Here is a 20,397-nt window from a genome sequence, read left to right as displayed (position 1 = left end):
ATCTGACAGGGGAAAAATACTCATGAACCTAAAGTTTGGAGGTATTATTTATGAAAGCAATTGTAATTGACAATTACGGAGATAAAGATCAACTGAAAATGAGAGAGATAGATAAACCTGAAATTACAGACGATCAGGTGCTTGTCGAGCTCCATGCAACTTCGATCAACCCAATCGATTGGAAACTGCGGCAAGGATATTTGAAAGAAAAAGCTGACTTTGATTTTCCGATCATTCTTGGCTGGGACTTGGCTGGCGTCGTTACGGATACAGGAAAGAACGTAACGAAATTTAAAAAAGGCGATAATGTATTCGCGCGGCCAGACTTGACTCGTCTTGGAACATATGCCGAATATACAGCAGTTGATGAACGTCTGCTTGCCCACATGCCGGAAAATATCACTTACGAAGAAGCGGCATCTGTCCCACTGGCAGGGCTGACTGCATGGCAGTGTCTTGTCGACTTTTCTGATATCAAAGATGGGGACAAAGTATTGATTCATGCCGGGTCTGGTGGTGTCGGAAGCTATGCGATTCAATTAGCGAAGCATTTCGGTGCATATGTCGCTACGACCGCAAGCGGTAAGAATGAAGACTGGGTGACTGAGCTTGGAGTCGACCGGTTCATCAACTATCAGGAAGAGGATTTCAGTGAAGTACTGGAGGACTTTGATATTGTAGTGGACACCCTCGGCGGAGAGGTCCAGGAGAAAAGCTATGAAGTCTTGAAAGAGGGCGGGAAACTCGTTTCGGTTGCACAGCCGCCCGAGGATGAAAAAGCGAAAGAACGAGGCATCAAAGCAGGCTTCCATTGGTTGGAACCAGATGGAGAACAGCTAACCAAAATTGCTGAATTGATTAAAACAGGCAAAGTAAGAGCGGTTGTTGGCCATCGCTTTGATTTTACCGAAGAAGGGTTGAAAGAGGCTCACGAACTGAGTGAAACACACCATGCTCAAGGAAAGATTGCTATTTCTATCAAATAATAGTATAACAGAAGCACCAGGTAGTTTGGGAATTTTCTGACTACTTGGTGCTTTTTTAGGGTATAAGACCTTATATCACTTAAAAATAGGGGGGATTTTATGCTGGACCAATACCAAACTGATAGTTTTTTTGATGAAATGATGAATAACAAAGAACAGCCGAAGCCTCATTACGAACACTTCTATCAAATGCTCCACCGTTTTTCTGTTGAAGTCCTCCATGAAAAAAACGAAACTGCTCAACTCAGCTTTTTAAGAAAAGGCATCACCTTTACTGTTTATAGTGATTCGGTAGGAACCGAACGGACGATGCCATTTGATTTTGTTCCCATCATCATTCCTTCACAAAATTGGCAGCGCATAGAAAGAGGGATGAAACAACGCGTCAAAGCGCTCAACCTTTTTCTGGAGGATATATATCATGACCAGGAAATCATCAATGATGGCATCATCCCCCGCGAACTGGTGGAGCAAAACCCATATTACTATCATGAACAAGCCTCAGGTTTGAACATTCCGTATCAAAATCATATTTTTTTAGCTGGTATCGATTTGATTCGTGATGAACACGGGGAATACCGGGTGCTGGAAGATAATTTACGAAACCCCTCCGGCATGTCCTACGTCTTCCAAAACAGGTATGTAATGCGGCAGGTTTACCCTGAATTATTTTTTGAACATGCGATTGAAACCCTTGAGCATCAGTTGTCTGAACTGCATCAAGCTCTGATCATGCATGTTCCTGCCAATTCTTTATCACCGGAACAGCCGTGTGCGGTGCTTTTGACGCCGGGCAGCTACAACTCTGCTTACTATGATCATGTGTTCCTTGCCCAGCAAATGGGGATTGAACTGGTTGAAGGGCGTGACCTGGTGGTACGGAATGATATTGTTTATATGAAGACGATTCGCGGGCTGAAGCGGGTCGATATCATTTACCGGCGGATCGATGACGATTTCTTAGACCCGGATGCCTTTGATCCGAAATCAGTGTTGGGCGTGCGCGGTCTCTTGCGTGCTTATCAGAAAGGAAATGTCGCGATTGTGAACGGCATAGGGAACGGTGTGGCTGATGACAAAGCGATGTATGCGTATGTTCCAGATATGATTCGCTATTACTTAGATGAAGAGCCTATCATTCCGAACGTGGAAACATATTTTTTAAGAGATGAAGAACAGCGTGCTTATGTCCTTGACCATCTGCATGAACTTGTGGTGAAAAACGTTGGTGCTTCCGGAGGTTACGACATGCTGATTGGACCTCATGCGGAGGAGGAAGAAATTGCTGTGTTCCGGGAAAAGATTTTAGAGAAACCTGCTCAATATATCGCACAGCCGACAATCAAATTGTCGCGTGCCCCCGCTTTTCAGGGAGGCCGTTTTTATCCTTGTCATGTCGATCTCAGAGTGTTTGTGATGAGCGGAGCACATAGTCACGTACTTCCTGGCGGGCTATCAAGGGTTGCCCTGAAAGAGGGGTCGCTGGTGGTCAATTCCTCGCAAGGTGGCGGCGGAAAAGACACGTGGGTGCTGCAGGAGAGGGGGAATGCACATGCTTAGCCGAGTTGCTGACTCTTTGTATTGGATGGCGCGAAATTTGGAACGAGCGGAAAATAATGCCCGGGCTCTGCATGTACAGCTGATCAATATGCTGGAGGCGAATGATGCGGAGGTACTTGACCGTGATTGGGAAGAAGTGTTGGAAATCACTGCGTCTTTAGCAGACTATCAATCTCAATATCCGGAGTTGAAATCGGAGGAAATCATCCACTATGTGGCATTTGATTCTGGTAATATCAATTCGCTGGTCAATTGTATGACTTATGCGCGGGAAAATGCCCGGGCAACCAGGGATATCATTCCGGAAGGGGTCTGGGAAGGTCTGAACCGGTTTTATCTGGATTTGCCAGCGGTTCGCCGCAGTGACTTCACTATCCATGAAATCCAGAATTTCCTGCATACGATTACCATGACGTCGATGACCTCCCAAGGAGTTATTGAGTCAACGATGACACGTGGCGTTTCCTATTCATTCATTAAAATAGGCAAATGGCTGGAACGGGCAGAGAAAACAGCAAGAATTTTAAATGTTATTTGTGAGAAAGCCAGAAAGGAAAAGCAAGATTCTATCAACCATCATTATTACTGGCTGGCTGCTCTGAGGCTGGTGAATGGTTATGATGCCTATATTAAAGAATACCCACCTAAAATGAATGCGATGCATGTCCTGCATTTCATTATCGAAGAAGAAAAGTTCCCTCGTTCTATACGCTATTGTGTCGATCATGTGATGGAAACAATCTATAAGCTTGAAAAAGGTGAGATCCATCATTACTCTGAACGGTTGTTTCAGCTGTTGGAAACCATTCAACAGGAAGTGACTTCTTTCGATTTGGAAGAGATGTCGATGGAGGAGCTGATGGGGTTTCTGGACCACTTCCAAAACCGCTGCATCCAGGTCAGCCGGGTTTTCTCGGAAACCTACTACCTGATTGAACCTGTCGAAATAAAATGAGGAAGGCGGGTACTATAAGGATAACTCTATCATACGTTAGTACGAAACGAATTTTTCCGTGCCTGGAGGACTGTCATCATGAAATATGAAATTGAACATACGAATATTTTTCATTACGAAAACTTTGTCGATCAAAGCATGAACCATATCCGTCTGAAGCCAAGGACTGATGAATGTCAGCGTTTATTATTCTACCGTACAGAAATTACACCTTCCTCTATGACGAGGGAGCACATCGATCTATGGGGTAATCATGTCGAGACTTTTTATATTCCTGAAAAGCATGAACATTTGAAGGTAATAACCAATTCTGTGGTGAGCATACAAAAAAGCCCGTTCCTGCGGATGATTCATTTCACAGATGAAATGCGTCAGATTTTCCATTCTCAACTCTTTCATAAGCATTATTTAGCTTATTTGAACGAAACACCTTACACTTTTTTATATAAGAATCAAATCGATGAAATTACGGCAGCGGTCGGCGATCCGACGGATCCTGTAAAGTTCTCATTGGATTTGATGGCCTATCTTCACCAGTCGATCATCTATGATGGGACAGCGACGCATGTGAATACAAAAGCATATGAGAGCTGGCCGAACAAAAAAGGCGTATGCCAGGACTATGCGCATATCATGCTGGCTGTACTCCGGTCTAAGGGGATACCTGCCCGGTATGTCAGCGGATACTTGTATGTAGGGGAGGATTCAGCACTTGTCGGTGATGCAGCCACACACGCCTGGGTAGAAGTCATGGTACCTGGCATCGGCTGGGTAGGTCTCGATCCGACGAATAACGTAGAAACCCTGGAACAGCATATACGTGTCGGGGTCGGACGTGATTATGCGGATGTCAGTCCACTGCAAGGTGTTTATCGGGGTGGTCAACAGACGTTGGATGTCAAAGTAAGTGTCACATTATTGGAGCAATAATGAAAGAAAGTACTACCCTTACACAAAAGAAAACAGTTTCTGCTCATCAAAAGGGCAGGCCAGTTTAACTGACCTGCCCTTTTGTGATGGATTGAAATATAGTTAGTTGATTACTTTTCTGCCATTGGATGCTACAAGCAGTTGCAGCAGTCCGCCCGCTAAAGCTCCAGCCAGTGCAGGGACAACCCAGCCGAGGCCAAGGGAAAAGAAAGGTAATTGCTGCATCAGTGGTTCCACACTTGATAAGTCCATTCCGAAAGCTGCCAAGCCATCATATAAGCTGGTGATTGCTGTAAGCAAAATAGCACCACGATAAACGAACGGAGAGCCGTTAAACAACCGATTGGCAAAAGCGAGCGCAATCAGAACGATGGCAATCGGGTAAATGAAAACCAACACTGGAACAGAAAATGCAATGATTTGTTCTAATCCTAAATTGGCAACAGCAAAACTGCTGATTGTCACCAAGGTAATAACCAGTTTATAAGAAAGCTTTGGAAAGGTTTTGCTGAAAAATTGACCGCAGGCAACAGTCAGTCCGACCGATGTTGTGAAACAAGCCAGCGCTACAATTACACCAAGCAGTAGTGTGCCAGTCTGTCCGTACATCAGTTGTGCTGCTCCGGTTAAAATCTCCCCGCCGTTAGTATAGGAACCTTTTGTAGCCATCTTTGTTCCAATCCAGCCAATAGATGCATAAACTGTAGTCAGCCCAATTGCCGTAACGGCCCCTACTTTAAGGGTGAAAGATGTCAGTTGCTTACGATCTGTGACCCCACGGTCCTGCAAGGCGGTAATGACAATAATCCCGAATGCCAGTGCCGCGATGGCGTCCATTGTCAAATAACCTTCCAGAAAACCTGTAAAAAACGGGGAAGCTTGGTATTTTTCTGCTGGCTGCTGAACGGCTCCATCTAATAAAAAGAAACTTCCGAGCACAAGACCAATAATCGCCAGCAATAATAGCGGAGTCAGCCATTGCCCGACACGATCCACTAATTTAGAAGGGTTCAGGCTCACCCAAAAAACCAGGGAGAAGAAGATGATAGTAAAAATTAATAATACTCCAGTATTTCCACCGTCTACAAGCGGTTGTACTCCCATCTCATAAGCGACATTGGCCGCTCTGGGGATGCCGAAAAACGGACCGATAGCCAAATAGACGACCGAGGTGAAAACAAGTCCAAATAATGGATGGACCCTGCTGCCTAACTCAATCGTTCCATTTTTAACCAGTGAGATTGCGGTAACCGTAAGGATGGGAATACCCACACCCGTCAATACAAACCCGAAAATAGCGGGCCAATACGAAGTGCCGGACTCTACCCCTAAAGTAGGTGGGTAGATAAGGTTTCCAGCCCCGAAAAATAATGCAAATAACATAAAACCGATAAACAGAATATCGCTTGATTTCATTTTCATAAAACTTCCTCCTTCTGCACGCAGGGAACGAAGGCGTAAAAAAACCGTCCCTGGCGAGGGACGACCCTACACATAATGTAACCCTTGTCGTTCATTTCATGTATGTCATGGAAACTGAGGAGATGCTGATTTGAACCGGTTGGAGCATCTCAGATTTTTTTGAATATTTACAAGACGAGCTAATATTATCAAGCGGGAAAATCGATGTCAATATATTTTTATCACTGCAGCTATTGTCAATTTTAACCTTAGGGTTAACGTATCTGACATATGGGTAAAGGTAAGGATCCTAATCGTAATAGTTTACATCAAAAAATCAGACCTATAGAATATTGCTAAGTTTATATATTAGGAGTCAACAAGAAGGGTGCCTTCTCAAACGGGGGGCAAAGGGGATATGTCATGATCGATTCTATTTTATTGCAATTTATGCTTATCGGACTTTTAGGTATTGGTTCCCAGTGGGCAGCCTGGAGGTTTCGACTTCCTGCAATTGTATTGATGTCGATTGCCGGTTTGTTAGCAGGGCCCGTTTTCGGTTTGATAAATCCGGAACAGGATTTCGGCGCAGTCTATCGTCCGATCATTGCGATGGCTGTAGCTATCATTCTCTTTGAAGGAAGTCTGAATCTGGACTTTAAAGAAGTAAAGGGTCTTGGTCGTCCTGTGGTTCGGATTGTGACAGTAGGGGCTTTTATCAGCTGGATTCTTGGTGCGTTTGCCGCCCATTATGTGGCTGGCCTGTCCTGGGCGGTGGCTTTTGTCATTGCAGGGTTGTTCATCGTGACAGGTCCGACTGTCATCCTTCCTTTATTAAGGCAGGCCAAATTAAAAGCACGACCAGCTAAGATTTTGAAATGGGAAGGTATTATCGTTGATCCGATTGGTGCCTTGTTGGCTGTTTTTGCTTTCGAGTTCATCCGCTTTATTCTCAGTGATGAAGTCGGAGTCATTGGTCTGCTCTCCTTTTTCCTTGCCTCGTTATTTGCTATTGTTCTCGGCTGGGCATGCGGAAGAGGCGTCGGTTGGATGTTTGAAACGGGATATGTACCGGAGTATTTGAAATCACCTGTTGTTTTCACGGTGGTTATTGCCTGTTTCACGGTTGCAGATGAGATTACCCACGAAACCGGCTTGCTTGCTGTGACAGCAATGGGGATGACGCTGGCAAACCTGCATATCCCTTCTATTTCCGATATGAGGCATTTTAAAGAAAATATCTCATTGTTGTTGATCTCAACGATTTTTATCATGCTGACAGCTTCTTTGACACCCGAAACATTGTTTAAGATATTAAATATCCAGATTATCGGGTTTGTATTACTGATGTTGTTTGTCGTCCGGCCGCTATCAATCTGGATTTCAACGATAGGAACAGATCTTACAAAATCAGAAAAACTGCTCGTCGGCTGGATTGCTCCACGTGGGATTGTCGCTTTGACTGTATCCAGTTATTTTGCCAGTGTGCTATTGGATGAAGGGTATGAAGATGCCAACCTGCTTATTTCTATTACGTTTGCGCTGGTATTTTCTACGGTCGTGGCCCATGGCTTTTCAATCCAGTGGCTGGCTAAGAAGTTGAATTTATCCATGGAAGGTCCACCTGGAGTATTGATAAATGGCAGCAGTACGTTTACAGTCGCGCTCGCAAAAACATTGGAAGAATTGAAAGTTCCAGTGATGATCATCGACTCATCCTGGGAGCGGTTGACGACAGCAAGACGTGCCGGTGTTCCCATTTATCATGGAGAGATACTTTCGGAACAGACGGAATATACCATGGATATGACGCCATTTGAATATTTGATTGCTGCATCGGAACTGGATTCGTATAATGCTCTCATTTGCACCACGTTCGTGCCGACTTTCGGCAGGAATAATCTTTATCAATTGAGCCTGCGTAACCAGAGTGGAGACAATCTGGAGGGACTGGTCCACTCGATTGGTGGACGCATTTTGTTCGAAGAAGGAGCTTCCTGGGAGAAGCTGAACCAGCTGACTGGTGAAGGTTATAAATTCAGAAAGACGAATATTACCTCTAAGTACAGCTTTAAGGATTATATGAACAACAAAAATGAAGACGCTATTTTGTTATTTGTTAAAAAACGATCAGGGAAGATTGATTTTTTTACAGAAGATTTCGAAATAAAAGCAGAACAGGGAGACGTGGTGGTCAGCCTCATGCCCCCGGATAAAGAACGAGACAAAATACAAACGCGTCTGGAAGAACAACGGAATGAAACGGAACAGGCCTAAACAAAAGTGCCGGCTGCCAAAACTGTTTGGCGGCCGGCACTTTGTCAATTATTTTCAGCCAGTTGTGTATTCAGGTCTTTCAACTGTTTTTCGATTTGCTGCAATTGCTTTTCCGCATTAGAAACATTTCCACCAGTAGCTTCAATCTTATCTAAATCTCCCTGAATACGGACATAGTCTGATTTCAATTCAGCGATTTGATCTTTGATTTCTTTATTTGTCACTGTCATCACCTCTAATTCTATTGTAGAGGGATTGTCAAGTATGGTATAGTTATTGAAATTTTATCAGAAAACTCTGTTAAACGTCCTTATTGATTTTTCCAAAATGTCGTATTCAACAATATGGCCGGATTGTGGAAGACTCAGTTTCAAAGTAATTTGGGTTCGTTACCGAGACAGGGGAAAGGGTGGCTGGGAAACGATTCGCTTTCCTGTGGGGGAGGCTGGCAAGCCTCCTCGGCCGTTTCACGACCTGTGGGGTCTCGCCTAGCCCCTTCTCCCACGGGAGTCTCACCGTTTCCCCGCCACCTTATCCATATTTTGACGAACGAACCCTACGTTGTGAGAATATATCTTCCACATTTTCTGCATGAAAAGCTCAATGATTCAGGACATAAGCTCTTTTCAGCTGTTAAGATGGTGGTTCCGCATATCGATGTTTCCGTTAGTCTTACAAACGCAAGGAGGGCCGGGAAATTGCGAGACTCCAATGGGAGGATAGGACATGGTGAGATCCCGCAAGGCGGAGCCTGAGGAAGCTCACCGTCCGCCCATGGAAAGCGAGTGATTTCCCGGACCTCCAAACGCTTATCACCATAACGGAGACAGTTTCTCTCGAAACTGAGTATTCTGCAATTGGGAGCTTTAACGGAGATACTAAGAAATAACAAGCTTATATAAAAGGGGGAAAGACGATGGAAGTTAAGACATATCAAGATCCACAGGTATATTACGAAAAGGTCGAACCTTTATTAATGCAAAAAGAAGCATTAAACAACTTGCCTTTGGGAATTGCAGAGCGATTGAAAAGCCAGCCGTCAGAAGCAGATTTACTAACGTTGGAAGAAAGTGGGGAGGTCGTTTACACGCTTTTACATACGATGCGCAATCAATGGGTACTGCCAGCTTGTACCGCGGAACAGTCCGTTTTTCAAACAGCAGCAGATTTTCTTTACCATAACAATTATCCGGTCAGTGGCGTGGTCGGTGAAAAGCAAGGAGCGACAAAATTCATCCATGCTTACACAAAAAGAAGCAGCAGGAATAGCAGGGTACATATGAATAAATACGTATACAGGCTGGATGCGTTGCAGCCAATCGCCTTGAAAGAGGGGAAATTAAGAGTCGCTGTAAAAGCAGACACGGATTTGATTGCCGACTGGCTATACAGGTTTGGAATGGAAACAGGGGAGACATCTATAAAAGAAGATGCAGAGGTTTTGGCGGGGCGTATGATAACGGCTGGTACCATGCATTTATGGATGGTGGATGGCGAGCCGGTATCATTGGTGAATCAATCAAGGAGCACCAGGAATGGAGCGACCGTAAATGCTGTCTACACCCCTGATAGAGAAAAAGGGAAAGGGTATGCCACCAGTGCCGTCTGGTCACTTACTAAGAAATTATTGAATCAGGGCTTCCAATTTTGCAGTCTTTATACGGATGCTGATAATCCTGTTTCTAATTCCATTTATAAAAAAATAGGCTATTTTCCTATAGGAGAGTCGGTGGTATATCGCTTTAATAGTGAATCATAACGCACTAATAATTACCTGATAGTAGAAATTAATTAATTTTCAGGTAGAAAGATAGTGAATTTTCTGATAATATATTAAAATAAGGATGATTACCCAGTATTCCAGACAATATATAACTATGTGCTTACTAATTTAGTCATATCCCTTATTTTGTGCTTTGAAAGCGTATTATAAAGACTGGGAAAGTTTGAGTAAGTGGAATCTATTAGGTATGATAAGGAATACATGAGCTTTTTTCTGATAATTCCTGCACTAATTTAGGAGGAATACTTACATTGAAACTACTTAGGATGCTAGACAATTTCATATTGAAATTAGAAGAATTCATTTTAAGCTATGCTGTAATTGTCATTGCAGTAATGGTCGTTGGTAAAGCTCTTCTAAGAGCATTATTCACTTACTCCCCACCCTTTGCTGACGAAGTAAGTCAGTTTTCCGTCATTATCGCAACATTTATGGGGATCAGTTACGCCGCCAGAAAAGGCAGACATATCAGTATGTCAGCGTTTTATGATCTTGCACCATTCAAAGTACGTAAGATACTTATGATTCTCATCCCCGCGGTAACAGCTCTTTTCTTGTTTGTACTCGCTTATTATTCATACTTATATGTTGTTGATTTAAAGGATTCAGGACGAGTGACTTCAGCTATGCAGGTTCCATCTTATTACATGTATATTGCACTTCCTGTCGGCTTTACGCTGGGAGGTATACAGTTCTTACGGAATATGCTTATCAATATCACAAACCGGGATGAAGTGTACTTAGGCACAGATGCGAAAGATTATAATGACAAAGAGTTAAGTGATCGGGATGTGAAAGAGGAACTTCACCTATAATTCACACTACTATTAGAGCACACAAATTTGATCAAGAAAGGAAAACAATATGGTAGCTACTCTATTATCAATCATGGTTGTACTATTGTTATTGAATTTCCCAATGATGATCCCGCTCATGGCGGCACCACTGATTGTACTTTTCTTATACTTTCCAAATTTAGATGCAATGATTTTGATGAAACAGTTTGCAACGGGAATCGGACCTTATGTATTACTTGCTGTTCCGTTATTTATCTTTGCCGCAGATATTATGACCACCGGTAAAACATCGAATAGACTGCTCGACTTTATCAGTTCTTTTATAGGGCATTTGCGTGGTGGATATGCAATTACTACGGCAGCTGCCTGTACTTTATTCGGAGCCATTTCCGGTTCTACCCAGGCGACGGTCGTGGCAATCGGTACACCGATGCGGGAAAGACTTTTGAAGGTCGGTTATAAAGATCCTACTGCGATCGCATTGATCATCAATTCCAGTGATATCGCATTGCTTGTTCCACCAAGTATCGGAATGATCATGTATGGTCTTGTGTCCGGAACTTCCGTCGGCGATTTGTTCATTGCTGGTATCGTTCCGGGTATTATCGTTTTCCTTTTATTTGCAATTTACAGTATCATTTATGCTAAAATTGCCGACATTCCTCTGACTGCAAAATCAAGCTGGGGAGAAAGATTCAGGAATTTCCGAAGAGCATTGCTTCCTTTAGGGTTTCCAATCATCATTATCGGCGGAATCTACGCAGGTATTTTCAGCCCTACGGAAGCCGCAGGTGTTTCTGTTCTTTACGCTTTCATTCTCGAAGTATTGATTTATCGATCCATACACATTAAAGAGTTACCTAAAATCGCACGTTCAACCGGACTGGTTACTTCTGCAGTATTCGTACTAGTAGCAGGCGGACAAGCATTCACCTGGGTCATCTCGTTTGCAAGAATACCTCAGATGATCACAGAAGCGGTGCTTGGTCCGGATCCAAGTGCGATATTCGTTCTGCTTATGGTTACATTATTTTTCTTCATCGGATGTATGTTTGTCGATCCGATTGTCGTCATCTTAGTGTTAACTCCTATTTTCTACCCTGCTGCAATGAGTGCCGGAGTCGATCCGGTCCATTTAGGAGTGATTATCACATTCCAGGCAGCATTAGGATCTGCAACACCACCATTCGGGGTCGACATATTCACCGCTAGTGCGGTTTTTAATAAACCGTATTTGGAGGTCATCAAAGGAACACCGCCATACATCATCATGTTGGTATTTGTTTCTTTCTTATTGATTTACTTTGAGGAGCTCTCACTTATTTTATTGTAATAAGTGGGAGATAATATAAAAAATTTGTAGGGGGTAATTATCATTTTTAACAAAAAGGGTTTAATTAGTTTCATACTGCTGTTGTCCGTGGGTATGGTTTTGGCAGCTTGTGGCGGCAACGGCGGAGATGGAGGCGGTTCGGGCTCCGGCGGTGAAACTCAAAACTGGAAATTCGTCACGGAAGAAGTAAAGGGCCAGGTGCAGTATGAGTATGCAGAAGAGTTTGCCAAACGTATGAAGGAAAAGTCAGATGGCAAAGTCAACATCCAGGTTTACGAGTATGGCGGACTTGGTACGGAGAGTGACCAGGTAGAGCAGCTTCAAAATGGCGCGGTACAGATGGCAGTCATGTCTCCTGGTTTCACAGGTAACATGGTAAAAGAAGGACAGATATTTGCACTTCATTTCTTGTTCCCGGACAGCGTCAAGAAGACACAGGAAATTTTAAATACGAGTGAAGCTTTGAATACAGATCTGGTTGAAAAGTATAAAGAACATAACATTACACCGTTAGCCTTCTGGACAGAAGGTGCAATGCAATGGACGTCTAGCAAGAAAATTGATTCACCGGATGATTTCCAAAACTTCAAAATGCGTACCCAGACGTCTCCTTTGATTCTTGAATCATACAAGGCGTATGGTGCCCAGCCTACCCCGATGTCGTGGTCTGAACTTTATACAGCTCTTGACCGTGGTACGGTGCAAGGACAAGAAAACCCGATCTTCTTTATCGGGGATGCTTCTTTCCATGAAGTACAGGACTATATGACACTATCCAATCATAACAACTATGTTGCGATGACTACTGTGAATACAGACTGGTTTAATGGTTTGTCTGAAGACATGCAAAAAATGGTTAAAGAAACCACCAAAGAAATGCAAGATTGGGTTTTTAAAGAGCAAAAGAAACAAAACGAGGAATATCTGAAAGTCATCAAGAACGATGATGAAAACCCTACTGAAATTGTAGAATTGACTGAAGAACAGCGCCAGGCATTCAAAGAAAAAGCTATGCCTGTCCGTGATTTCTATCGTAAAGAAGTTTCTACTGTAGATGGTAAAATTCTGGATAAGCTTCAAAAAGAAATCGAAAAAGCTACCGCTGAGTAATTTAGATGTGTTAAGGGCTGATACCAAGCCTCGTTTAAATAAAAAACCACGAAGAATTCATTTTCTTCGTGGTTTTTCTTATACTTTGATTCTTCAACAAAGTTAGTCTGTATTAAAATACAAAAAACTCGTCACGTAGAGGTCGGCTTAAGGTTATGGGGGTGAGCAAAGCGCTCGCGCTTCTGTTTCAGCTGACAGGCTGCCAGGGTTCTGTCTGTTTCCTGGCATCTAACCAGGTCAGGACAAAGACAAGAAGGAAGAGAAAACTGGATATCTTGAATAAGGTTGCCGTTTCAACAAATTGATAGATCACTCCTAATACAACAGCACTTAACCCTATACCGAGATCAATCGAAGAATAGAACATCCCATTGGCAATACCGCTTCTGGCCGTAGTCGTTTTAGAAATCACCCAGGCCTGGAATGCCGGCATCATCGAGCCGTAACCGAGACCGAATAAAGCGCCTGCTATGATCAAATGCATATTTGAATCAGCGATTGCCAAAATCCACATAGCTATAAAAGCGATCAATGTACATACCATGATCAGATTCCATGGACCTTTCCTGTCAAAATATCGTCCGGTAACCGGCCTGGAAATAGTCGCGAATAATGCATTGAATAAGTAAAACAAATAAGTCCCATCTAACCCGCGCTCAGTGCCGAAAATAACGATATAAGTAACAATGGAACCATAGCCGAAGGTTGTGAAAAAGGTGACTAGTGCCGGGTACCAGCTCCTTTTTTCAATCAAGGAACCTGCGAATGAGAACTTAGGAGGGGCTTCCTGATTTTCCTTGACATTGGCCGGTGTATGAAAGCTGGTGAGTGAAAATAACAGGATGGCAACAATGCCCAGAGCTGCTGAAATCCAGATCAAAAGATTGAATGTGTAATGCTGGTAAAGGAATATTCCGAGACTCGGAGCAATGATCATTCCAATTGTGATGGAAAGTCCGAAGTAACCCATCCCTTCCCCAACACGTTTTCTTGGTACGATATCTACGGCTGCGGTACCATTCGTAGTCGTCGACCAGCCCCATGCAAGTCCATGGGCGAATCGTAGAATCAGCAGAATAAGAACAACTTGTGTTATTGGGTAAAGTAGTGTCATGAGGAGTAAAGAAAGGGAACCTGCTAAAACAAGTACCTTTCTCTCTTTGGTCATCAAGATATGGCCAATAAATGGCCGGATCAGAATTGCTGCAATGGAAAACATGGTGGTCACGAGACCAATTTCCATTTTATTTCCGCCAATAGACTCAATATAAGGAGGGAGGTTAGGCAGCAGCATTTGGAAGCTCATGAAGGTGAATAAGTTCCCTAATAATAGAAAAATGAATGGCCTTGTCCAAAGTTTAGGTGTTTCCTGCATGAAGGTGTTCTCCTTTTTACGTATTGATTGTATCGTAAAGCAATCACATAAAAATTCAACCTCCTATCGCAAGGATAGGAGGGTTTATGTTCATTAATCGATGTCTGTGATTTTCTTTTCGCGGCTTGCCATCCACTCCTCGTACAGGTGATGGATGATCGTTTTGACGACGGAATAAACCGGGATCGCGAACAGGATACCAAGGAACCCGGCAATGCTTCCGGCTGCGAGTATCAATGTGATGATGGTGAGTGGGTGGATGCTTAACGCTTTCCCCATTACATTAGGAGAAATCAAGTTACCCTCAATCTGTTGCGCGATCAACATGATCACAGCTACCCATACTGCCAGGATCGGGTCCTGAAAAAGAGCGACAAGCATCGCGGGGATAACTGCCAGGAACGGACCAATGAATGGAATGACATTCGTTAACATTGCAAATAAAGCGAGTGTCAAAGCATAATCAAGATGTATGATCAAATAACCGATCAAAAGCAGCACACCGACAAAAAAGCTGACGAGAAGCTGCCCCTGGATGAATGCCTGCAGCGTATGGTCGACCGATTTTGCCAGCCTTGCAAAACTTTCGCCGACTCGCTTATTTAAATATTGGCGGATAAATGGTACCAGCTTTTCCCCGTCTTTCAATAGGAAAAACAAGAAAAAAGGAACCAGTACTAAAGCAAATATGAAACTGACTAAATAAGAGAGAAAATTAATAAGTGCGGTGGTGACACTCTCAGAATATTTCTCCACATTGTTCATGATATTTTCCGGTTTGATCGCTTCAGAAATTTGCGCTGGAAGCAGCGATTGGTTGTTTTGCCAATAGACAATGAACTGCTGAACACTGTCAAGCATTTTAGGAAGGTTGTCAATTAAACGGGAAAACTGCTGCTGGGCAATCGGTGCTATGAACTGAGTGATGATATATCCGGTAAGTATCAAAACCAGATAAACAGCCAATATAGCGAGCAGCCGTGGTACTTTATATTTCTCTAATAAGTACATGAGTGGCCGTGTTACATAATAAAGAATCCCGGCACCAATAAAAGGCACCGCGACTGCACCGATGGTAGACAATAATGGATCAAAAATGAAATCAATTTTAGCTAATAAGAAAATCAGCAGGGAAACAAGGATAGCAGCGACCAATACTCTGAACCAGGCTTTATCCAACAAACGAAACACACACCTTTTTTAAATAATAAGAAATTTATAAGATTTTGCTGTGAAGATTGGCTAGCTTCAGCGCCCAGACTCTCGCGGCATAAGCGACCCTTCTTGCGGAAGGGAAGGACATCTTCCTCCAGCCGTTTTGCTTATGCGTGTCGTGTCTTTCAGGGCGCTTGCGCTTTTCTTATGTAAAATAATAACTATCATTATGTATCCATTATATCCTTCATGTAAACAATAAAGATAGTGGTAGGTCGGTCAAAAAAATTTAATAAATAGGATTATCTTAGCTGAATATGGGTATAGGATGAATATAGCAGCTATGACAAAAAGATAGATGGTCCGTGAACGTTAGAGAAAGTAATTGACTTTTTAACGCTTCATGGTATGATATTCATTACATTAGTATTTCCTTAAAGGGGAGTAGCTTAAAACAATAAAGTCGTCATTTCGGGAGTGATCCCCGGCTTTATTGACAACGTTTGTTGTTAGCGAGACCTTTACCACACATGGTAAAGGTCTGTTTTTATGATCTTTGCCATGGGTGAAGATCATTTTTTAGTTTGGAGGAGCTGGAGTTAGTATGGAAACGCAATTATTGATTGAATATGGGTGGGTACTGATTGTACTCATCGGTCTTGAAGGGATACTGGCAGCGGATAACGCTCTGGTCCTGGCCATTATGGTCAAACACCTACCGGAAGATAAACGGAAAAAGGCATTATTTTATGGGCTGGCCGGAGCTTTTGTATTGCGGTTCGGTTCCTTGTTCATCATTTCTTTCCTGGTAGACGTTTGGCAGGTGCAGGCTCTTGGTGCTGCATACTTACTTTTCATTTCCATCAAGCACTTATATGATAAATGGAAAGGCAAAGAGGATAAAAAAGAAACAGAAGAAAATGCAGGACCTGAACGTGGTAAAGGATTCTGGGCGACTGTACTGAAAGTGGAAATTGCTGATTTAGCATTCGCAGTCGACTCGATTCTGGCGGCAGTAGCATTGGCTGTTTCCCTTCCAGGTACAGCTTTACCTGATGTGGGCAGCCTGGACGGCGCTCAGTTCGCCGTAGTGCTGACGGGTGGTATGATTGGGATCATCATCATGCGGTTTGCTGCCAATGTCTTTGTAAAACTGCTGCAGACACGCCCGGGGTTGGAAGTTGCAGCTTTCGTCATTGTTGGCTGGGTCGGTGTCAAGCTGGTCGTATCGGTACTTGCACACCCGAATATTCATATTCTGGATGAACACTTTGCTCACTCGACATTGTGGAAAGTTATTTTCTACAGCGTGCTGGTATTAATCGCAGCAGCTGGCTGGTTTTTATCCAGCAAAAAAGAAGTTCCGGAAGAATAAGACAAACAGCCGTACCCCAGGGGTGCGGCTGTTTTATGTGAAATAATTTTACTAAAGGAGATGAAATGGTTGGGCAAAGCCACAGAAAAGTCGAACGAACAATTCAGATATTTAAAGAACCGTATTAAAATGCTTCATGAAGTAGCTTCATCTATGGACGAGGAAAATTCCGGAGCGGCTGAGCTAAAGCACCTGGCAGGCATGGTGAAGGACTTGGAAATAAAAATCGAGCGTTTTCGTAAGGACTGGGAGGAAGATCTTTCTTCCTGATTAGACTTTTCCATCCTTCCATTTTAGAAAACGTACATTTAAAATTTTTAGAATGACTTTGGTGAAATGGTGAAAAACAGGTTTATTCTTATGCAAAGCAGGTAATAAGAAAAGGTAAGGATGAGAAAGGGGTTTGAATTATGTCTATCGTTTTACAAAGGATATATGATGAATCTGATCCTGTAGGAGGCAACCGTGTTCTTGTTGATGGAGTATGGCCACGTGGCATTTCAAAAGAACAAGCCCAGGTAGATGAATGGATGAAAGAAATTTCACCCAGTAAAGAGCTCAGACAATGGTTCGATCATGATCCCGAGAAGTATGAAGAGTTCAAAGAATACTACAAAGAACAAATTGATAACAGTAAAGAGCGTAAGCAACAATTACAACAGCTGAAAGAAATGGCCGAAAATGAACGCCTGGTTTTGCTGTACGGTGCAAAGAATGAGGAGCATAACCACGCTGTTGTTTTAAAGGAATTGCTTGAGAAAGATCAGTAAAACAATCATGCCGCTGCAGGGCATGGTTGTTTTTTTGGAATTTAAGCATGTTCCTCTATACAATAGATATAAAAAATGAAAGAGAGGGATGAAGATGACGGAACATCATTTCCATTTAAAAGCGGATTGGCCTGGCGGGAGAAATAATGTCGGCTACATAGATGCCGGAAAGTTGAAAACGGAGATATCTATTCCTAAAGAGATGGATGGACCTGATATCGGTACCAATCCCGATGAAATGCTCCTTGGCGCGGCGTCCACCTGTTATATTATCACTCTGGCAGCTATGATTGAACGCGCCGGTATACCATTGAAAGAAATGGCGCTTACCTCGGAAGGTATTGTAGATGTAACCGACGGGGTTTTCACCTATCAGAAGATCATTCACCGCCCTAAGGTTGTTCTGAAAAAAGATGCTTCAAAAAACGAGTTAGTAAGGGTGGATAAGCTGGTTAAGAAAGCTGAAACCAGTTGTATGATATCGAAAGCAATCAAAGGGAATGTAGAACTTGAATTAGAAGCAGATACCTCCATTGAAGAATAGCGACGCGACGATAAGAGTGAGAAAAATGGGAATGCCATTCACGGCATTCCCATTTTCTCTAGCTGTCCCCTTTGTTTGATGCGTTATCATAGGGAGCTTCACTATCCATTTCCTTATCATCATGAGTAGGGTGCGCCTGTGGATACTGTCTTGGCAGATCCTCGTGTAAATTCCGGTTTTCATATGTGAAATTACTATAATATTGCTGCCCCTCTTTCCATGGGGTGCTTTTATATTCAACCGGTTCATCCTTTCGAATCGGGGAACCATAAGGACCATCCGGGAAGTCCTCGGGTACCAAAAAGTTACGTTGTGTCTCCACATTAGCGAAATCCGTATACTTCTGGTCTTTTCTTTTTTCTTTATGCTTCATGGTCAGCACCTCTCGCTGTTTGTTTACTATTTAGTGTGGCCTTATAGATGAATTTTATAGAGGTAAAATATGTGACAAGGTGTTTTAAACCGAAAGAATTGCTAAATCTGTTTATTTCCTTTATATTTAATGGTAAGTGATATAAATCGAATAAGTGAATTCCTTCGGGGTCGAGTGAAATTCTCAACCGGCGGTAATGAGCATTATGCTCTCAGCCCGCGACGGGGAAGGCCTCCAAAGCAACTTTGGAAACGGGTGCATGAAGCATCTGGTGTTCCCCCTGATTTGGTGAAAGTCCAAAGCCGACAGTTACAGTCTGGATGGGAGAAGGAAAGAAGTAAATGGTCATGAATTCTGAAAGTATGGCTTCTTAAGCATACTCAAAAATAAAAAGACATTTACGATGACCCTGGAGAAGTATGCCTTCTTCAGGGTTTTTGTTTTATCCTTTGAGAGGTTTAACTGGATTAACATGTAAGAAAATACGAAGGCTTTCGCCTTGGCGACAAGCCGAGCTTTTCTATTGAGAACGTTAAGGGATGAATTTCCTGCAGAATGTTGGAGGTGAGGAACATATGGATCGAGATGAACAATATATTAAGTTGGCTATTGACATGGCAAAGCCGACAGTAGGCCAGACCTCGCCGAACCCATCTGTAGGAGCGGTGATCGTGAAGGACAATGAAGTTGTCGGTCTTGGGGTCCATGTGAAAGCGGGTGAAGCCCACGCAGAAATAAATGCGCTGAAAATGGCTGGTGAGAAGGCAAATAATGCAACAATATATGTAACGCTGGAACCTTGCAGTCATTATGGAAAAACACCACCATGCGCACAGGCGATCATTGATGCTGGAATGAAACGAGTGGTAATTGCATCAGATGACCCCAATCCGAAGGTAGCCGGTCGAGGTATTAAAATGCTGGAAAACGCTGGAATTGAAGTGACTACTGGTGTTTTGGAAGCACAGGCTGACAGCATGAACACCAATTTTTTTCATTTTATTAAAACCGGTGAGCCTTACGTCTACTTGAAAACTGCGATGACGCTGGATGGGAAAATCGCTACTTCAACTGGGGAAAGTCAATGGATCACTGGCGACGCTGCGCGAAACGACGGTCATCATTATCGTCGTCGTTGTGATGCGATATTAGTTGGGGTCCAAACCGTGATCAACGATGATCCTAAATTGACCACCCGCATTGAAGGCAATGGAAAAAACCCGGTACGTATCATACTGGATAACCACCTTCGGACACCACTTTCTTCTCAATTGATTCAAAATGACGAGGCTCCTACGTGGATTATAACGAGCAGCAGGGTATCTCCACATCAGCTGAAAGCATACCGGTCCAAAGAACACGTCGAAGTCATCTCATTAAAATCTCCCGCAATCAAGATCCCGGAAGTGCTGCGCTATTTGGGTGAAAAAGATATCACTTCATTACTTGTAGAAGGTGGAGGGACGATTGCCGACGCGTTTGTTCGCGCTGGAAAAATCAGTGAACTGGTCGCCTATATCGCGCCGAAGCTGTTAGGTGGTAAAGATGCCCTTACTCCTGTAGAAGGTAAAGGGTTCGAACAATTGAAGCAAGCGCTCCATTTACGTATTCAGTCGACGGAAATGCTTGGAGAAGATATTAAAGTGACAGCCGTGCCAAAGGAGAGAGCTTAA

Annotated in this window: 19 protein-coding genes and 1 riboswitch; of the genes, 14 read left to right on the top strand and 5 right to left on the bottom strand. The window is 43.2% G+C overall.

Annotated elements, in window-relative coordinates; translation table 11 throughout:
• The first annotated feature begins 50 nt into the window (after positions 1–50).
• From P855_RS0114265 to P855_RS22545, 4 genes are all read left to right on the top strand, one after another.
• Entirely contained in the window at positions 51–986 is a 936-nt protein-coding gene (locus P855_RS0114265) for an NADP-dependent oxidoreductase (RefSeq protein ID WP_028784204.1), read from the top strand.
• A gap of 99 nt (positions 987–1,085) precedes the next feature.
• A complete protein-coding gene (locus tag P855_RS0114260) occupies positions 1,086–2,546 on the top strand; it encodes a circularly permuted type 2 ATP-grasp protein (protein WP_028784203.1) in 1,461 nt (486 codons plus the stop codon).
• The gene (locus P855_RS22550) at positions 2,539–3,501 is read left to right on the top strand and encodes an alpha-E domain-containing protein (RefSeq protein WP_028784202.1); all 963 of its coding nucleotides are present in this window, start codon (positions 2,539–2,541) and stop codon (positions 3,499–3,501) included. Before P855_RS0114260 ends, P855_RS22550 begins: the two co-directional genes overlap by 8 nt.
• A gap of 78 nt (positions 3,502–3,579) precedes the next feature.
• Complete coding sequence (locus tag P855_RS22545) at positions 3,580–4,431, top strand: transglutaminase family protein (RefSeq protein WP_028784201.1); 852 nt, start codon at positions 3,580–3,582, stop codon at positions 4,429–4,431.
• Between the two features lie 102 nt (positions 4,432–4,533).
• On the opposite strand, the gene brnQ is transcribed toward P855_RS22545, so the two are convergent.
• The gene (gene brnQ, locus P855_RS21065) at positions 4,534–5,847 is read right to left on the bottom strand and encodes a branched-chain amino acid transport system II carrier protein (protein ID WP_037986298.1); all 1,314 of its coding nucleotides are present in this window, start codon (positions 5,845–5,847) and stop codon (positions 4,534–4,536) included.
• 408 nt (positions 5,848–6,255) lie between these two features.
• Between brnQ and P855_RS0114240 the strand changes: the two genes are divergently transcribed.
• Positions 6,256–8,109, top strand: a complete 1,854-nt coding sequence (locus P855_RS0114240) for a cation:proton antiporter (protein WP_028784200.1) — start codon at positions 6,256–6,258, stop codon at positions 8,107–8,109.
• A 44-nt stretch (positions 8,110–8,153) separates the two neighbouring features.
• Here the strand turns inward: P855_RS0114240 and P855_RS0114235 are convergent, their stop codons facing one another.
• On the bottom strand, positions 8,154–8,333 hold the full coding sequence (locus P855_RS0114235) for an SE1832 family protein (RefSeq protein ID WP_028784199.1): 180 nt from the start codon (positions 8,331–8,333) through the stop codon (positions 8,154–8,156).
• 692 nt (positions 8,334–9,025) lie between these two features.
• Here P855_RS0114235 and P855_RS0114230 point away from each other — a divergent pair.
• From P855_RS0114230 to P855_RS0114215, 4 genes are all read left to right on the top strand, one after another.
• Positions 9,026–9,868 (top strand): GNAT family N-acetyltransferase, encoded by an 843-nt coding sequence (locus tag P855_RS0114230; RefSeq protein ID WP_028784198.1) that lies wholly within the window; start codon positions 9,026–9,028, stop codon positions 9,866–9,868.
• Between the two features lie 275 nt (positions 9,869–10,143).
• Positions 10,144–10,707, top strand: coding sequence for a TRAP transporter small permease (locus tag P855_RS0114225; protein ID WP_028784197.1), 564 nt, complete (start codon positions 10,144–10,146; stop codon positions 10,705–10,707).
• A gap of 49 nt (positions 10,708–10,756) precedes the next feature.
• A complete protein-coding gene (locus P855_RS0114220; protein WP_028784196.1) occupies positions 10,757–12,022 on the top strand; it encodes a TRAP transporter large permease in 1,266 nt (421 codons plus the stop codon).
• Positions 12,023–12,115: 93 nt separating this feature from the next.
• A complete protein-coding gene (locus P855_RS0114215) occupies positions 12,116–13,132 on the top strand; it encodes a DctP family TRAP transporter solute-binding subunit (protein WP_051353238.1) in 1,017 nt (338 codons plus the stop codon).
• 187 nt (positions 13,133–13,319) lie between these two features.
• Here the strand turns inward: P855_RS0114215 and P855_RS0114210 are convergent, their stop codons facing one another.
• A complete protein-coding gene (locus P855_RS0114210; RefSeq protein ID WP_028784194.1) occupies positions 13,320–14,507 on the bottom strand; it encodes an MFS transporter in 1,188 nt (395 codons plus the stop codon).
• A gap of 93 nt (positions 14,508–14,600) precedes the next feature.
• Positions 14,601–15,698, bottom strand: a complete 1,098-nt coding sequence (locus P855_RS0114205; protein ID WP_419177272.1) for an AI-2E family transporter — start codon at positions 15,696–15,698, stop codon at positions 14,601–14,603.
• 568 nt (positions 15,699–16,266) lie between these two features.
• Here P855_RS0114205 and P855_RS0114200 point away from each other — a divergent pair.
• The 4 genes from P855_RS0114200 (at position 16,267) to P855_RS0114185 (ending at position 18,351) form a co-directional block, all read left to right on the top strand.
• The gene (locus tag P855_RS0114200) at positions 16,267–17,037 is read left to right on the top strand and encodes a TerC family protein (RefSeq protein ID WP_028784192.1); all 771 of its coding nucleotides are present in this window, start codon (positions 16,267–16,269) and stop codon (positions 17,035–17,037) included.
• 69 nt (positions 17,038–17,106) lie between these two features.
• On the top strand, positions 17,107–17,307 hold the full coding sequence (locus P855_RS0114195) for an SE1561 family protein (RefSeq protein WP_028784191.1): 201 nt from the start codon (positions 17,107–17,109) through the stop codon (positions 17,305–17,307).
• A gap of 140 nt (positions 17,308–17,447) precedes the next feature.
• A complete protein-coding gene (locus P855_RS0114190) occupies positions 17,448–17,807 on the top strand; it encodes a DUF488 domain-containing protein (protein ID WP_028784190.1) in 360 nt (119 codons plus the stop codon).
• Between the two features lie 94 nt (positions 17,808–17,901).
• Entirely contained in the window at positions 17,902–18,351 is a 450-nt protein-coding gene (locus P855_RS0114185; protein ID WP_028784189.1) for an OsmC family protein, read from the top strand.
• A 58-nt stretch (positions 18,352–18,409) separates the two neighbouring features.
• Here P855_RS0114185 and P855_RS0114180 read toward each other — a convergent pair whose 3' ends face one another.
• A complete protein-coding gene (locus tag P855_RS0114180) occupies positions 18,410–18,724 on the bottom strand; it encodes a hypothetical protein (protein WP_028784188.1) in 315 nt (104 codons plus the stop codon).
• Positions 18,725–18,880: 156 nt separating this feature from the next.
• A riboswitch (FMN riboswitch) is annotated at positions 18,881–19,060 on the top strand.
• A 239-nt stretch (positions 19,061–19,299) separates the two neighbouring features.
• Here P855_RS0114180 and ribD point away from each other — a divergent pair.
• A complete protein-coding gene (ribD, locus tag P855_RS0114175) occupies positions 19,300–20,397 on the top strand; it encodes a bifunctional diaminohydroxyphosphoribosylaminopyrimidine deaminase/5-amino-6-(5-phosphoribosylamino)uracil reductase RibD (protein WP_028784187.1) in 1,098 nt (365 codons plus the stop codon).

The sequence above is a fragment of the Thalassobacillus devorans MSP14 genome, assembly GCF_000496835.1.
Taxonomy (GTDB): domain Bacteria; phylum Bacillota; class Bacilli; order Bacillales; family Halobacillaceae; genus Thalassobacillus; species Thalassobacillus devorans_B.
The sequence above is the reverse complement of the archived record's forward strand: the minus strand, read 5'-3'. Positions and strand labels throughout refer to the sequence as shown.

Coding starts and splice junctions, on each gene's coding strand:
- P855_RS22550 (WP_028784202.1), top strand. CDS start 2,539: ATGCTTAGCCGAGTTGCTGACTCTTTGTATTGGATGGCGCGAAATTTG.
- P855_RS0114220 (WP_028784196.1), top strand. CDS start 10,757: ATGGTAGCTACTCTATTATCAATCATGGTTGTACTATTGTTATTGAAT.
- P855_RS0114200 (WP_028784192.1), top strand. CDS start 16,267: ATGGAAACGCAATTATTGATTGAATATGGGTGGGTACTGATTGTACTC.
- P855_RS22545 (WP_028784201.1), top strand. CDS start 3,580: ATGAAATATGAAATTGAACATACGAATATTTTTCATTACGAAAACTTT.
- P855_RS0114185 (WP_028784189.1), top strand. CDS start 17,902: ATGACGGAACATCATTTCCATTTAAAAGCGGATTGGCCTGGCGGGAGA.
- P855_RS0114265 (WP_028784204.1), top strand. CDS start 51: ATGAAAGCAATTGTAATTGACAATTACGGAGATAAAGATCAACTGAAA.
- P855_RS0114260 (WP_028784203.1), top strand. CDS start 1,086: ATGCTGGACCAATACCAAACTGATAGTTTTTTTGATGAAATGATGAAT.
- P855_RS0114210 (WP_028784194.1), bottom strand. CDS start 14,507: ATGCAGGAAACACCTAAACTTTGGACAAGGCCATTCATTTTTCTATTA.
- P855_RS0114180 (WP_028784188.1), bottom strand. CDS start 18,724: ATGAAGCATAAAGAAAAAAGAAAAGACCAGAAGTATACGGATTTCGCT.
- P855_RS0114215 (WP_051353238.1), top strand. CDS start 12,116: ATGGTTTTGGCAGCTTGTGGCGGCAACGGCGGAGATGGAGGCGGTTCG.
- brnQ (WP_037986298.1), bottom strand. CDS start 5,847: ATGAAATCAAGCGATATTCTGTTTATCGGTTTTATGTTATTTGCATTA.
- P855_RS0114190 (WP_028784190.1), top strand. CDS start 17,448: ATGTCTATCGTTTTACAAAGGATATATGATGAATCTGATCCTGTAGGA.
- ribD (WP_028784187.1), top strand. CDS start 19,300: ATGGATCGAGATGAACAATATATTAAGTTGGCTATTGACATGGCAAAG.
- P855_RS0114240 (WP_028784200.1), top strand. CDS start 6,256: ATGATCGATTCTATTTTATTGCAATTTATGCTTATCGGACTTTTAGGT.
- P855_RS0114230 (WP_028784198.1), top strand. CDS start 9,026: ATGGAAGTTAAGACATATCAAGATCCACAGGTATATTACGAAAAGGTC.